Consider the following 15,095-nt stretch of genomic DNA (forward strand, 5'->3'; position numbering starts at 1 on the left):
GTGATTCATCCTATTCTTAAACTGATTGCTCAGCGCCTAGCGCTGAGCATACTCCTCCTGTTCGCCGCCTCTGCGCTGATCTTTGTAGGAACACAAATTCTGCCCGGCGACGTGGCGCAATCAATCCTTGGCCAATCCGCCACCGAGCAATCCCTTGCAAACTTGCGAGAGGAGTTGGGTCTGAATGAGCCCGCTTTGACCCGCTATTTCAGTTGGCTTGGCGGGGTTATGCACGGAGATCTGGGAACCGCCCTGACAAACGGCGCGGATATTGCCACAAGCCTTGGTAGCCGCTTGAGCAACACGATGTTTCTTGCCTTCTGGGCGGCCTTCATCTCGGTGCCACTGGCAATTTTTCTCGGACTTCTTTCAGTGCGCTATCGGGATCGCTGGCCCGACAAATTGATTTCGGCCGTCACGCTGACCTCAATTTCGATCCCTGAATTCCTTATTTCCTATATTCTAATGTACTTCGTTTCCGTAAAGCTGGGCTGGTTCAGCTCTGTTGCCATGATCAATGACAGCATGAGTTTTGGCGAGAAATTGAGTGCGATTGCCTTGCCCGTCATTGTCCTGACCCTCGTTGTTTTGGCGCAAATGATGCGGATGACACGTGCTGCAATCCTGAACGTGATGCAATCGGCCTATATTGAAACCGCCGAACTCAAAGGGCTCAGCAGCTTTAATGTGATCGCAAAACACGCCTTTCCAAACGCCATTTCCCCCATCGTGAACGTGGTGATGTTGAACCTCGCCTATCTTGTGGTTGGCGTGGTCGTGGTTGAGGTGGTGTTCGTTTATCCCGGGATGGGGCAATATCTTGTTGACCATGTGAGCAAACGGGACGTGCCCGTCGTTCAAGCCTGCGGATTGATCTTTGCCGCAGTGTATATTGGGTTAAATCTGGTGGCCGACGTCGTGTCCATTCTTGCCAATCCAAAATTGAGGCATCCGAAATGAGCCGTATCCCCCTTTCTGCGGCCATCGGCCTTTTCTTCACATCGCTGTATTTCCTGATGGCGATTTTTGCCCCGTGGATCGCGCCGTATGGCATGTCCGAAATCGTCAGCAATGACATCTGGGAGTCCGCATCGGCCAAGCACTGGTTGGGCACCGATAGTATCGGACGCGATCTTTTGACCCGCATGATCTATGGCGGGCGCACAACGATCTTTATCGCAACTGCGGCGACGGTTTTGTCCTTCAGCCTTGGATCGGTCCTCGGTCTGACGGCTGCCGTTTTGGGGGGCTGGGTTGATCAAGTGTTGTCGCGTTTTGTTGATCTTGTGATGTCGATCCCGACGCTGATTTTTGCGCTGGTTGTGTTGTCGGTCATGCCGGTGACGATCCCTGTTTTGATCATCGTGATGGGCCTGCTTGACGCAACTCGCGTCTATCGATTGTCGCGCGCGGTCGCGGTGGACGTCAACGTGATGGATTATGTCGAGGCCGCGAAACTGCGCGGCGAAGGCACGCGATGGATCATCTTTCGTGAAATCCTACCCAATGTTCTAAGCCCTCTGGTTGCCGAAATGGGCCTGCGGTTCATCTTCATGGTGTTGTTCGTTTCGACGCTGTCGTTCCTTGGTCTTGGGGTTCAACCTCCAGAGGCTGATTGGGGCGGCATTGTGAAAGAGAACAAGGAGGGGATCGTTTACGGTATTCCAGCCGCTCTTTGGCCCGCCTTCGCCATTGCTACCCTCGCGATTTCGGTCAACCTTGTTGCGGATTGGGTTTTGAACCGCACCGCGTCCCTTAAAGGAGGCCGAGGATGAACACACCACTGGTCAAAGTGCGCGGTCTGAAAATCGGCGCGACGGTTTTTCCTCCAAACGAAAAAGCCCATGACATCGAGATCGTTCACGGGTTGGATTTTGACCTAGAGGCGGGCAAAGTTCTGGGCCTCATCGGCGAATCTGGCGCGGGAAAATCGACCATTGGCTTGGCGTCGTTGGCCTATGGCCGTGGCGGTGTAAAACTCACCGGCGGTGAAGTTTGGGTGAATGGGCGCGACATCCTGCAGGCGCGACCACGCGACGTGCGCAAGTTGCGCGGGAGCGAGGTGACCTATGTGAGCCAGTCGGCCGCCGCATCGTTCAACCCCGCCAAAAGGATCATGGAGCAAGTCATCGAAGCTGCCGTGCATCATGGCAAATTCACGCGCCGAGAGGCGATTGCAAAAGCGGTGACCTTGTTTGACAAGTTGGGTTTGCCCGATCCCGAGACTATCGGAAATCGGTTTCCACATCAGGTTTCGGGCGGCCAGCTACAGCGCTGTATGACAGTTCTGGCCCTTTGCCCCGAACCCGACTTGGTGGTTTTTGATGAACCCACAACAGCCTTGGATGTGACCACGCAGATCGAAGTTTTGAAGGCGATTAAGGATGCGATCCGCGCTACAGGCGTCGCCGCGATCTATATCACTCATGATCTGGCGGTCGTGGCACAGGTTGCGGATGATATCATGGTGCTAAAAATGGGTGAAATGGTTGAATACGGCAGCACCGATAAGATCATCAACCACCCGTCCGAAGACTACACCCGTGCACTGGTTTCTGTGCGCTCGATCCGTCACGAAGAAAAGGCACCATCGTCTGAGCCTGTGCTGAAAGTTGAACAGATAACGGCGCGTTACAAAGGCACAAACTTTGATGTCTTGCGCGATGTGAATGTTGAATTGCACCCCGGTCAAACATTGGCGGTGGTGGGCGAAAGCGGGTCGGGGAAGTCGACCCTTGCGCGCGTTATTACAGGGTTATTGCCACCCTCGGAAGGGCGGATTGAGTTTGCGGGGCGCACCCTTAGCCCAGATTTGGCAAGCCGCGATTTGAATGATTTACGCGAAGTACAGATGATCTATCAAATGGCCGATGTCGCGATGAATCCGCGCCAAACGGTGGGGACCATTATTGGGCGTCCGCTTGAGTTTTACTTTGGGATGCGCGGCACCGAAAAGCGTAAACGGATCATCGAGTTGTTGGATGAAATCGAGATGGGCGAAGAGTTCATCGACCGCTATCCAGCCGAGCTTTCCGGTGGGCAAAAACAGCGGGTCTGCATCGCGCGTTCCCTTGCGGCCAAACCCAAGGTGATCATCTGTGATGAGGTCACATCGGCGTTGGACCCCTTGGTCGCGGATGGCATCCTAAAGCTGCTTTTGAACCTGCAAAAGACGGAGGATGTCGCGTATCTCTTTATCACGCATGATCTGGCCACGGTGCGTGCCGTCGCGGATAGTATTGCGGTGATGTATCAAGGGGAGGTCGTGCGTTATGGCAGCAAAACAGAAGTGCTTTCGCCGCCGTTTGATGACTATACCGACCTGCTGCTCAGCTCAATTCCTGAGATGAAACTGGGGTGGCTGGAAGAGGTCATCGCGCATCGTAAAATGGAAAGTGCGGGCAATTGAAAAACGACCCAACTTGCACGCATCCCGTTCTCGCTTGTTGAAACGCCGGAACTCACTTAGCGTCACTCTATGATTTTGGATTCCAAAAATTTCATGCTGGGGTGGCGCGCGATTGGCACGCCTTACGGCAAGACGCAGGAATGGTGGCCGCCGCCCTGCGATTGATTGCTATTTCTGCGATCAATTTCCCAAAATGAACTGGATTTCCTATGACTGTAACTGACCTTTTGGTCCGTGCTGACACGCTTGTCGTGACTTGGCCGGACACTACGTCGACTTCTTTTCCAACCATCTGGCTGCGGGATAATTGCCCCTCGGGGCTGCATCCACAAACCCACGAACGGTTGCTGGACCTTCTGGCGCTTGACGCGTCCCCTGTGCTTTTGTCGGTGCAACTTGACGGTGACACCGTTGCGTTACGCTATGAGGACGATCACGTAAGCCACCTTCCCGTGGCATTGCTGAGCGCCCATCGACCGGGCCAACCCGCAGCAGACACGGGACTGACTGCACCCAAGCTTTGGCGAGCAGATATAACCGCAGCAGGCATCCCGCGCGCCCCAGCCGCCCCGATTTTGGTGGATGATCAACACCTGAAATCTTGGATGGAGAACCTCGCCGCCTTCGGCCTCACGATTGTTGACCACCTTGAAGATAGGGTCAGCGCTGGCATCGACGTGGCCCAGCGGATCGGTTTTCTGCGAGAAACCAATTTTGGCACAACCTTTGACGTGATCAATAAACCCGATCCCAACAACCTCGCGTACACCTCGGTCGCTTTGCCCCTTCACACGGATTTGCCAAACCAAGAGGTCCCTCCAGGCTATCAATTTCTGCACTGCCTCGCTAATGAGGCTACTGGTGGCGGCTCTCTGTTTGCGGATGGGTTTGCCATGGCCGAGGATTTGCGGGAAGACGACCCCGAGGCCTTTCGACTGCTCTGCGAAGTGCCTATTCCCTTTCGTTTTCACGACCGTGACGCTGATATCGCGGTCCATGAACCCGTGATCACATTGGACCGCGCGGGCGACGTGATCGAGATCCGCTACAACGCCCATATTGCAGGGGTTTTTGATATGCCTGCCGAGATCATGCCCGCCTATTACCGTGCCTATCGCGCCTATATGGCCAAAACGCGAGACCCAAAATATCGCCTGACCTTAAAGCTGAAAGCCGGCGAAATGGTGGTCTTTGACAATCGGCGGGTGCTGCATGGTCGCGAGGCTTTTGATCCGTCCTCAGGCTTTAGGCAGCTGCGAGGCTGCTATGTTGATCGCGGCGAATTCACCTCGCGCCTGCGTTTACTTTGCCGCGACATCGGCGCCGTTGACGCGGCATAATCGCCGTATTTGAACGCATAAATCCGCTCCTGCGCAAAATGCGCGGGAGCCTTTAGCGGGTTTCAAAAAAAGATAGGTGCATCCGTTTACAGTTGGTGACTTCGAGGGCAATATGCTTTCATCAGGTTTGGGGAGCGCTAAGAATAATGCGATTTGTGCATGTGGCTGATTTCCACCTTGGAAAACCTTTCGGAAATTTTGATGAAGACACGCGTGCTGCATTAAAAGCCGCGCGCCTTGACGCGTTGCAGGCAACCGGCGCGCTTGCAGTAAGCCGCAACGCGGAGTTTGTGGTGATCGCAGGTGATACGTTTGATGCCGAAGCGCCGCCATCAAGGCTCGTGAAACGTGCACTGGACGCGATGGCCGCCTTTCCTGATCTAACTTGGATTTGGATGCCCGGAAATCACGACTCGCTGGCGGCTGTTGATCTTTGGGAACGGTTGGAGCGGGACAAGCCCGCCAATGTGATTTTGGCGACGTCCGCTGACGTCATTGATATCGGGCCCAATGTGGCGATTCTTCCTGCGCCCCCCTCGGTGAGAGCCTCAGGGTACGACCTGACGGAATGGATGGGAACTGCCGACACGGGCACACGTATCCGGATTGGTTTGGCGCATGGTGGCGTGACGGATTTCGGATCAGAAGACGGCGGGTTGGCGACAATTCCACCAGATCGCGCAGAGACCTCGAACCTAGATTATCTCGCGTTGGGCGATTGGCATGGTCAGATGCGTATCACGTCGCGGACGTGGTATGCGGGGGGGCCTGAGGCGGACGGTTTCAAGGGGCACGCGCCTGCTGGTGCTTTGGTTGTTGAAATCGACAAGCACGGCGAGGCGCCGTGTGTAGAGCAAGTTCCCTTGGGGAAATACACGTGGCACCGCATTGAAGTCGAATTCTTTTCTGGCATTGATCCCGTGACAATTTTGGAAGAGGCGTTACCAAAAACGGGTCGTGACTTCGCCCTCGTGCGGTTCATCGGGACAGGTCGTTTGGGTCTGTCAGACCTCGCGGCCCTGCGGAAGGCTTGCGAAAAGCTGGAGGATGAATTCCACTTTTTCGAAGCAAACTTGGTGAAAGTGGGTATCGAGCAAAATGTCGACGACCTGAACTTGATTGCCGAAGCGGGGGCGCTGCGTGTGGCCGCAGAAAGCATTTTTGAGGCCACGTCCATTGAGGGCCGCACCGAAGAAGACGCGCGCATAGCGCAGATCGCGTTGTCGCATCTGTTCTTTCTTGCGCAGGAGACAGCGACGTGAAGCTGCGCAAACTGACCCTCCATAATGTCCGTCGCTTTGCTGATAAAACGGCGGTTCTTGGCCCGTTTGGCGATGGCCTAACAACAATCACCGCCGAGAATGAAAGCGGCAAAAGCACCTTTTTCGGAGCCCTTCAAGCGCTGTTTTTCTATGAGTATGGGTCAGGAAAGAAAGAGCTGAAGGATATGCAGCCCTATTCAGGCGGGGCGATGCGGATATCGGCCGAGATCGAACTTGATGGGGCTGATTACCTGATCGAGAAGGTTTTTAACCTGAAAAAAGCGGGGTCATCCGCGACGGTAACTGCCATGGCGAGCGGCACGATCCTGAAGCAGGCTGACGATGCCGAACAGTGGATTCAACAGAATATCCTGAATGCAAACAATGGGCCGTTCGGGTTGCTTTGGGTTCGTCAAGGGAGCGTGGGTGTCGATGCCAGCGCCGACGGTATTGAGACGCGCAGAGATGTGATGTCGAGCGTGCGTGGCCAGATTGACGCGGTGACGGGGGGGCGCCGGATGGACAGTATTGTCCAGCGCTGCAAACAAGACCTTGACGCCATCAGCACCAAGCAAGACAACCCGAAAGCTGGTAGTCCGTGGAAAGAGGCCGTACTCCGTGTGGAAAAGCTTGGCGAGGAGCAATGTAAACTAGCGAAGTCCGTCGAAGCCCTTGGCCACGATCTGGGGTTGAAAAAACGGGTCGCAACCCGCTTGCGGGAGCTTCAAGCGCCAGAGCTTCGCGAGCAAAGATCAGCCGCGATCAAAGAAGCATCCGAACATTTGACTGCGACACGGGAGCAGGATCGCAAAATTCAGGATGCACAGAAGGATATTCAACTTCTTTGTAGCGCCGAACAGGACCTTGAACGCGACATCAAAACCATTACTGACGCACAAGTTCGGCGCAAGACGACTGCGATTGCGATTGCGGAAAAGGAAACCGCCGCGAGCAAGGCCACTGATGCCAAAACGATCGCGCAGGATGCCATCGGGGCGCTACAAGGCTCGATCAAAGAAAAAGAGGAACAGCGCCGAAACCTTGCAGAAGCATTACAACAGGCGCGTCAGGATGAACGCGAGACGGCAAAACGGGTTCGTTTGGCGATCCTGTCTGATGTATCGGAGCAATTGAAGGCTCCGAAGGCGCAACGGGCTAAAGCCGACGCAATCTTACGCGGAGACGAGATAACAAAGGCCGCAATCGACAGGCTGTCGGACCTAGAGCGTCGCCGCGATATCGCGATCGAGACCCGTAAAATTCATTTTGCACGGTTTATCGTGGCCGCAGATACGGCGCATGCAACTATAAATGGCGTGGATATACCCAACGCCGAACCCCGCCTGATTGACCAGTCTTTGATCGTAACCTTGCCTGGGTTTGGCACGATAGCCCTGCAACCAGCAGAGGGTGTGGGGCAGGGCATCGCCGACCCCGTAGCGCTCCAATCGGACCTAGATACCGACCTGAAAACATTAGGTTTTGACACAGTCGTGGCTGCGCAACAGACCTTTGCGGCACAACTGACAGCCCTTCAGGATCGGCAGACAGCCCAAACACAGATCAGGGCGCTGGCTCCTGATGGAGTAGGCGCATTAGAAACGGAATGGAGTGCGCTTTGCGCCGAGTTGAGCCATCCAGCGGATGAGCCTGCTAATTCTGTGGCCGAGGGTGGCAACAAGGAAAAACCGTCGGAAGCCAAAGAGCGAGAGATTTCCAATCTTGATGAAGACCTTACGCAATTGCGCGACGCATTGCCCGCGCTTCAGGAGGGTTTGACCCAAGCCGTCAGCGCATTGACTGAGGTTGAGGTGCATTTGCTCCGTTTGCGCGAAGACGAGGCCACGCTGGAGGTATCTGCGGACGAAAACGCGACGCTGCAAGCTCTGGTTCAGGCCAAGACAGGAAAGGAAGGCGAGATCGCCACCGCCCGCACAGCGCTTGCAGAGTTACAGGCGGCGGGTTCTGACCTTTTGGCCGCGACCGCCAAGCATGAACGCGCGGTTCAAGCGGACGACGAGGACCTAAAAGAAATCAGCCTCCTAGAACGAGAGCTGGCCCGGTTGGATGGGGTCATTCACACGCAATCAGAAGGGGCCGTCGAAGAAAAACTGGCGGAGGTCGAAGGTAAACTAGTGCGCGCCGAAGAGCGAGCCGCTCAATTTTCCAACCATGCGAAAGCGTTAAAGCTGCTAATTGCGCACCTTGAGGCCGCTAGAGCAGACGCGCAAGAAACCTATTTTGAACCCGTGCGGAAAGAGTTGTTGCCCTTGTTGCGGCAATTGCATGCCGGTGCAGAATTTCAAATTGACCCAGACAAGCTTCTGATCGAAACGATTACACGCAATGGCGTGACGGACAAAATCGAAGTGCTTTCTGGCGGGGCTTTTGAGCAAATTGCGATCCTCACACGGCTGGCTTTCGCGAGGTTATTTGCAAAGCATGGCAATCACGTGCCGATCATTTTGGACGACGCGTTGGTTCACACCGATGACGAGCGCATTTCGACAATGTTCAACATGTTGGCCCAAATCGCTCGGGATCAGCAGATCATCGTTTTGAGCTGCCGAACCCGCGCCTTCTCTGACCTTGGCGGCGCGCGTGCCTTCATCACTACAATCAAGGACGGGGCCGAAGAACACCCAACGGAAGTTTCTGCTCGATAGGCTAACCTGGGAAAGCAATCTGAAACTGTGCGCCGCTGTCAGATGCTTTGCATGTGATTTTCCCGTTGTGGGCGACAATGACATTTCGGGCAATGGAAAGGCCCATTCCTGTGCCACCGCTTTCGCGTTTCGTGGTAAAAAATGCATTGAAAATCCGGTCTGCGTTGCCAACAGAAATACCCGATCCATTGTCCTGGATTGTGATGTGGATTTCGTCCGGAGTTTCTTCAGCAACAAGGTTGATCTGAGACGCATTTTGCTCAACGGAATTTTGAAGTAACTGTTGAAGAACGATGCGCATCCCATTGGTAGATATCGGAATTTTTGTATGTTCCCCAGAGAAGTGGAAACCTAGCATGGGGAAATTTGCAACGACGGCATCTCGGATATCTACCAGTGTACACGTGCCCAAATACCGTGTTTCGCGGGCTTGCACGGCACGACGCAGGGCATCCAGTTGGGTTTGGATTTGTGCCTGAGCCCCATCAATTTCCTGCACTATTTTCAAGTCTTCTGCACTCAACATTCCACCGTCTTCAAGCAGTTCGACCGCAGCCCTGATTGCGGCAACGGGGGTTTTGATCTCATGGGTTACGTGATCGGTGAAACTGCGAATTGTGGCTTCTCGGTCGCGTAATGTTGTCGCCATTCCGATGACACTTTGAGAGGTGTGATGCAGCTCGCGTGTGCCAAAGCGAACGGGGGCGTCAACCTGTGAGGTACTGTCAAATCTGACCTCTGCGGCGTAGCGTTCGAGTGCCAAGATCGGGCGTAAGATGAGGCGCAATAGCAGCCAGCCGAGGACCGCAGTGGCGCAGGTGATGGCCACGCCCAAGACCATAGCCGCGTTGCGAAAGCCAATTTCCGGACCGAGATAGCGAAGCGCGACAATCCCCGCAAAGGACAGGGCAAGGGTGCCGGAAAGTCCGCCAGCCAGCACAAGAATGAGGGGAGGGCGCCAGTGTTGTGTCACAGGATTTCCCTCAAGCGCATGCCCACGCCATGCACAGTTTCAATGACATCTTCGCATCCAGCGCTTGCCAATTTTTGACGCAAATTGCGCAAGTGACTGTCGAGCGTGCGATCGGACACCTGACTATGGTTACCCCAAACGACGGCAATGATTTGGGCACGTGAGCGGATCTGATTAGGCTGCTGCAACAGGCATTCAAGGATGCGAAATTCGGTGGCCGTGAGTGCAATTTGCACATCCTTCACGCGGCAAGTATGCGCGGTACAATCGAGGGTCAAGGAGCCATGCCGAAGGGTGTGTTGCGTGGTGGCTTGGCCGCTGCGCTTTAAAATCGCTTTGATACGGGCGACCAATTCTCGGGGACTAAAGGGTTTTACAACGTAGTCATCCGCCCCCAGTTCAAGCCCCAGAATTCGGTCAATTTCCTCGTCACGGGCGGTCAGGAACACAATCGGCACATCCGAATGGGCGCGGATGCGGCGGCAAACGTCAAAGCCGTCCATTTCTGGCAAGCCGACATCCAAAACGATAAGATCCGGAGTGTCGCGCAGGGCACAAGTGAGCGCCTGTTGCCCATTGGCGGCGGTCGAAACTTGATATCCTGCCCGTTCAAGTGACAAGCCAACGAGATCACGCAGGCGGGGATCGTCATCAACGAGCAGAATTTTCATGGTTTAATGTCCTGTTTTGCCAACCCGCGCGCCTATCGATTTACACGTGCGTGCGCCACTTGCGTACCCCCCAATCACGCCATCCGTCAATGTTATGCTGCTGGAAACCGCACGCACGGGTGTTCCAAATATAATCTGGTTGACCTGTGGCCTTGGCGGCATCCTGAATGGCGCGGGCCGCCGTTGGTCCGAAATCACAAAGGTAGTTTGCATTTGTTTTGTTATTCACAATATTCACCGTAGCAATCAGCGCGGCAAAATTCACAAAACAGCAAATATAAAGCACGCCAACAGCCAGAGTCGCACAGCGCAGAACCAGCCAACGATTTGAATGGGCCTTCAGGATTTGCCACGCGGTCAGGGACAAGCCAATCGCGACCACGCCCATCCAAATGAGCGCCCGAATGCGCAGATACGTCAGCCCGTATGCCTCTATATACAGGTCCAAACGTAACCCAGCAGAAAAGCAGAGAACGGTGTTTTGAAGCAGCCAAAGCATCAGTAATGGTTTCAACCAACGATGCTCCCCCAAAAAGGGCCGCGCAGCAATGGCGAAGGCCCCAGCGAGCAGGGCGGTGACCACAAGCGGATAAGCCCCACGGTGAGCATAGCTCGCATAGGTCATGCCGTCAGGAAGGGCGGTTCCCCCTGTGAAAATTGATAAATCCAAGAGGGTCTGTACGCCAATCAGCAGGTTAAACATAACTAGCGCACGTAATACAGACCCCGCGTTGAGGCCAAGGTTGGGCAGGTTTTTTGGCGTCGTGAGAAAGGCAAATTCACGATCATCGAACCTTATGCCCTCAATCAGTGGCCATATTAGTAAGCCCATGCCCAGCCAAAAAAGAACGCGATTGATCGACGGCACAAAATCGAGGTCTAGGGAGAGGAGTTGTGCAAAAATCGGATTTGCATCCATCAATAACGTCAGGAAAACCAAAGAGCCGCCAATGGGAAAGGCCCAGTTGCGGGCAATCCGCTTAACTGTTCGCGCGCTGTTGCCTTTGGTATCGGCGCGAATGGATTTGAACGACCCAAGCAAGGCACGCGCTCCAGAAAACGGGATCGTAATGAGCAACCGATAGGCGGAGGCGATATATTTGGTAGCTTGGGTTTTAGGCCCGTGCGCCCAAACTAAGGCCACAAGCAGCGCCGCGCAAAGGAAGACCAAAGACAGCAACTGCACATATTCCACAACGGGCAACCCGCCAAGCAAAAGCAAAACAGTTGGTCGTATACGTTGTTTTGCTGGCAAATTGAGGGTCGAGACGCCAAATATTGCGAACGCATAGAGCACCAAAGACAGGCCTAAATTGTGCTTCCAGAATAGGAAGTCCGCCAAGAGGACCAATAAAAAGGCCGCAAAAATGGGGAACCAAGGTTTTCGCGCTATATTGAAATGAGCTGGATTTTTGGTCTCGACGTCTTGGGCAGGTAAGGCGCTTGCCGAACAATTCAGCCACCAACCATCCATCGCAAGGGATGTGGGAACACCCCGAACCGTAAAGTGATTTTGCATAATAAACTCCATTAATGTCGGAGCGGTTATCGCGCAATAATTTGCAGAATTTGCTTAGGAGGTGTGCAGAAAATGTGCAGATGCAATCGGTTAGGCTTAAGGTTGGGGGCCGCCCGCGCAAAAGTTTACTGCACAATAATTCACGAACCGTCCCAACGTCTTAACATCCAATACCACTGTTCTGGGTCTGCTTTGATGCGCGCGGAAAGGCTGTCATTAAAGGCGCGGGTCATGGTGGTACTGTCGGTATGGGGGATTGGAGCTTCAAATTCCACGTTAAATGCGTTGCCGTCGCGAATGCGAATACCATAGGCGGGGATCATCGGCAGATCATATTTAAGCGCAAGCTGGGCGGCAGACAGGGATGTGAGGGCATCAAGGCCCAGAAACGGTAGGCGCACGCCCTCCGAGTATTTTTCATCCAACAAAATGGAAACAATGCCGCCATCGCGCACATGCCGCACGAGGGCTTTTGTTCCAACACGACCCGTGGCAAAAATCGGTTTCCCGCCAGCCTCAATACCGGCGAGGATACGCCGTTCATAATGGCTGTTCTTTTGGGGACGATAAACGGCTCCGCTCTCAAGTCCGTGCATTTTGATCACGGCACGAATGGCTTCCCATTGGCCAAAATGACCGGAAACGATGATCGCGCCTTTGCCCGCCGCGTGCGCCTCTTTAAGGGCGGCAAGGCCGGGGCCTGAAACGCGGAATTTGTGGTGTTGGGTTTGAAATTCAGCATCGTGATAAATTTCAAAAAGCGTGCGCCCCATGTTTCGGCCCATATTCTGGCCTAAGGCGGTGCGGGCGCTCCGATTCATTTCGGGGTATATGCGTTTGGCTTCGCGAGCAAATCGGCGTCTCGCAGGTGGAAACCAACGCATGAGGATGCCAAACGTGGTCCCCAAACCACGGGACCGCAAATCAAACGCACGCCAGCGCAGAGCCGTGAGGGCCGACCACAACGGGAAGTACCTAAAGTAGTGCAAAACCGATTTCAGAGAAGTTGACAGCATAGCGTCGTATGATCGGGTTTCGGTGCAATGCCAACCGCAAACGCTTAGGGCGTATTGCCTCAGTTCATCTCTAGTGTCTCTTTTATCCACAATCGAGTCGGGAGAGAACGCAAATGGGCGCACCGTCACCGATGCGCCCACTTAAAACCTAGAAGGTTTTGCTTCCGATTAAAGGATAACCTTTAAGCCAGAACGATGTTTGTCGCGCTTTCGCGGCCATCGCGGCCTGGTTCAATATCGAAAGTAACTTTTTGATCGTCGTTAAGACCAGTAAGGCCAGCTTGTTCTACTGCAGAAATGTGAACAAATACGTCTTTGCTTCCACCATCTGGTGCAATAAATCCGAAGCCTTTAGTCGAGTTAAACCATTTAACGGTTCCAGTAGCCATTGTCGTTCTCCTTTTAAAAACTGCCGCGAAATGCAACAGTGAAGCTAAGTCAGTTCAAGATCGAAAGACTGTGCCAAAAGGAGCAGTATAGCCGATAGTGGTAACGTCGCACGCATCACATGGGGCTAAACGAGCAAAATTACAAGTAGTTTTATCAACAGATTTCGATCAAGAGGTGCAAATACTACGGTGAATGCATCGAAATGTACCTAAGGATAACAAATTGTCTCAGACTGCAAACGTTAATCCCCCCCGTCACGCGAATACTCGTGCTTCTTTTGGTAGCTATCGGTGGGGTAGCGTTTGCTGTTGGGCAAAACCCAGAGGAGCCAATAGATCGTTCGCTGCTTGAAGGAGAGCTTGAGAAAGACTTGAGCGCGGCAATGTATTTGGTGAATGGCTCATTTTTGGAAGTAAAGAACTGTCGGATTTACCAAAAAACAGTTCCTCAATTGGCCTGTGCAAACGGTGGAAACACTGATTTCAGTGAAAAATTGATTGATTTACGAGAAGTCGAATTAATAAAAGAGTTTTCTCCAACGGGGCGTGCGCGGCTGGCGTTTTATTTTTCCGAGGAAACAGCGTCGACAAGAGCTGATGTGAAAAAAATTCTACGCAGTGATGAGACGAACGACATCAAAATAGCGCGAACGCTTTCGCTCTACCAAATGAAAGGGATCACCTCGACCAAGACATATAAGCAATGTGATGGTGCGGTTTTGCCGTCAATTGGCTCCCCAAAAGACATGAGCCTTTTCTTTCCCGAAGGTCTGGATGCAGAGATAGTTTCAAAACTGTCCAATCTGCATGATCTGTGCCGATCCCTTGACGCTTATTAGCCGCGATAGGTGCTAAGGTTGGTGGGTTTTGAATGGACTTCCCGCTCTATTGAATGTGCGTCAAGGCGTTTACCGTGCTCTCTCAGACGAACGGGCGGGCCTATCAAGCCCGCCTCTTTACTCTAACGGCGCCGACTGTAGGGAGCACTTTTACTCCCTACAGGGTGATTTGGCCCGTCAATACAGGCCCGAAAGGCCCTCAGGCATCATCGATGGCAGCACGATCACAGAAGCGCCGTGAATGGCGCGATTGTTCAGGTCGATCACATCCTGATTGAGCATCCGAATACAGCCCGACGAGACCGCTTTTCCAAGTTCCAATGCGGATGCATCGCCGTGAATGCGGTAAAGTGTGTCGACGCCGTCCTTAAAGAGATAGAGCGCACGCGCGCCCATTGGATTTCCCGGCCCCGCATCCATGCCGCCATTGGCAACGGAGTAGGGTTCCAGTTCAGGCCGTCGTGCAATCATAGATTCCGGTACATTCCAGCGTGGCCAATCGCGCCAAAACTGAAGCCGCGCCGTGCCTTTCCACTCAAAGCCCGCAGCCCCAACGCTGACGCCATATCGCATCGCTGTTTCGGGAGACTCGACGAAATGAAGAACAGCCCTGTCGGGGTCAACTATGATCGTGCCGCGTTCGTAATTTGGCCACGGATTGGCAACCTCCTGCCGCCAGAGTTCAGGCTTTATGACACCTTCCCGAACGGCAGGAATTGGAAAGCGTTCATCGGTAATCGCCCCATAAAAGGCGGGTAGTGGCGGGATCACAGGTGCGGGTGGGGGAATTGGCACTACTGGAGGTTTGGCACAAGCCGCGAGGCCAGCCATTCCACCGAAAGCGACGAAGGAGCGTCGGGTAAACATGAGGTCTTCCTTTTACGTTCTGAACGGGAGTGTGACGCCATGCGCCGAGGAGCCAGTCAGAACAGGCGAGGAGGGGCCCGTGGCGGAGCGATATCCCGCCCTCGCGCGCGCCAAACAGTGAAGTACATTGCCTGGGTCGGTTGT

General features: G+C 53.9%; 13 protein-coding genes. 7 read left to right on the plus strand and 6 right to left on the minus strand.

All coding sequences use genetic code 11. The annotated features are described in order from the left end of the window. Positions 1–3 precede the first annotated feature (3 nt). The 6 genes from AB9F26_RS06405 to AB9F26_RS06430 all read left to right on the plus strand — a co-directional run bounded on the left by AB9F26_RS06405 (position 4) and on the right by AB9F26_RS06430 (position 8,677). Positions 4–960, plus strand: coding sequence for an ABC transporter permease (locus AB9F26_RS06405; RefSeq protein ID WP_039003659.1), 957 nt, complete (start codon positions 4–6; stop codon positions 958–960). Then, positions 957–1,775: an ABC transporter permease gene (locus AB9F26_RS06410; protein WP_039003624.1), complete on the plus strand. Its 819-nt coding sequence runs from the start codon at positions 957–959 to the stop codon at positions 1,773–1,775. The genes AB9F26_RS06405 and AB9F26_RS06410 overlap by 4 nt, the downstream gene beginning before the upstream one ends. Then, the gene (locus tag AB9F26_RS06415; protein WP_335586041.1) at positions 1,772–3,409 is read left to right on the plus strand and encodes an ABC transporter ATP-binding protein; all 1,638 of its coding nucleotides are present in this window, start codon (positions 1,772–1,774) and stop codon (positions 3,407–3,409) included. Before AB9F26_RS06410 ends, AB9F26_RS06415 begins: the two co-directional genes overlap by 4 nt. A 209-nt stretch (positions 3,410–3,618) precedes the next feature. Next, positions 3,619–4,749, plus strand: a complete 1,131-nt coding sequence (locus tag AB9F26_RS06420; protein WP_369767631.1) for a TauD/TfdA family dioxygenase — start codon at positions 3,619–3,621, stop codon at positions 4,747–4,749. Between the two features lie 146 nt (positions 4,750–4,895). Then, entirely contained in the window at positions 4,896–6,011 is a 1,116-nt protein-coding gene (locus AB9F26_RS06425; protein WP_369767632.1) for an exonuclease SbcCD subunit D, read from the plus strand. After that, positions 6,008–8,677, plus strand: coding sequence for an AAA family ATPase (locus AB9F26_RS06430; protein WP_369767633.1), 2,670 nt, complete (start codon positions 6,008–6,010; stop codon positions 8,675–8,677). Before AB9F26_RS06425 ends, AB9F26_RS06430 begins: the two co-directional genes overlap by 4 nt. Before the next feature lies 1 nt (position 8,678). On the opposite strand, the gene AB9F26_RS06435 is transcribed toward AB9F26_RS06430, so the two are convergent. The 5 genes from AB9F26_RS06435 to AB9F26_RS06455 all read right to left on the minus strand — a co-directional run bounded on the left by AB9F26_RS06435 (position 8,679) and on the right by AB9F26_RS06455 (position 13,245). Further along, positions 8,679–9,650, minus strand: coding sequence for a HAMP domain-containing sensor histidine kinase (locus AB9F26_RS06435; RefSeq protein WP_335586045.1), 972 nt, complete (start codon positions 9,648–9,650; stop codon positions 8,679–8,681). After that, positions 9,647–10,321 carry a response regulator transcription factor gene (locus tag AB9F26_RS06440; protein WP_335586046.1) on the minus strand — a complete coding sequence of 225 codons (675 nt, stop codon included), beginning with the start codon at positions 10,319–10,321 and terminating at the stop codon, positions 9,647–9,649. The genes AB9F26_RS06435 and AB9F26_RS06440 overlap by 4 nt, the downstream gene beginning before the upstream one ends. Positions 10,322–10,361: 40 nt before the next feature. Next, a complete protein-coding gene (locus AB9F26_RS06445; protein WP_369767634.1) occupies positions 10,362–11,840 on the minus strand; it encodes a DUF4153 domain-containing protein in 1,479 nt (492 codons plus the stop codon). 140 nt (positions 11,841–11,980) lie between these two features. Next, positions 11,981–12,856: a lysophospholipid acyltransferase family protein gene (locus AB9F26_RS06450; protein WP_369767636.1), complete on the minus strand. Its 876-nt coding sequence runs from the start codon at positions 12,854–12,856 to the stop codon at positions 11,981–11,983. 182 nt (positions 12,857–13,038) lie between these two features. Then, on the minus strand, positions 13,039–13,245 hold the full coding sequence (locus AB9F26_RS06455; protein ID WP_039003630.1) for a cold-shock protein: 207 nt from the start codon (positions 13,243–13,245) through the stop codon (positions 13,039–13,041). 269 nt (positions 13,246–13,514) lie between these two features. Between AB9F26_RS06455 and AB9F26_RS06460 the strand changes: the two genes are divergently transcribed. Continuing rightward, the gene (locus AB9F26_RS06460; RefSeq protein WP_335586049.1) at positions 13,515–14,084 is read left to right on the plus strand and encodes a hypothetical protein; all 570 of its coding nucleotides are present in this window, start codon (positions 13,515–13,517) and stop codon (positions 14,082–14,084) included. Positions 14,085–14,261: 177 nt separating this feature from the next. Here AB9F26_RS06460 and AB9F26_RS06465 read toward each other — a convergent pair whose 3' ends face one another. Next, the gene (locus tag AB9F26_RS06465; RefSeq protein ID WP_335586050.1) at positions 14,262–14,951 is read right to left on the minus strand and encodes a L,D-transpeptidase; all 690 of its coding nucleotides are present in this window, start codon (positions 14,949–14,951) and stop codon (positions 14,262–14,264) included. Positions 14,952–15,095 lie beyond the last annotated feature (144 nt).

The organism is Falsihalocynthiibacter sp. BN13B15 (assembly GCF_041205415.1).
In the GTDB taxonomy this organism is placed as follows: domain Bacteria; phylum Pseudomonadota; class Alphaproteobacteria; order Rhodobacterales; family Rhodobacteraceae; genus Falsihalocynthiibacter; species Falsihalocynthiibacter arcticus.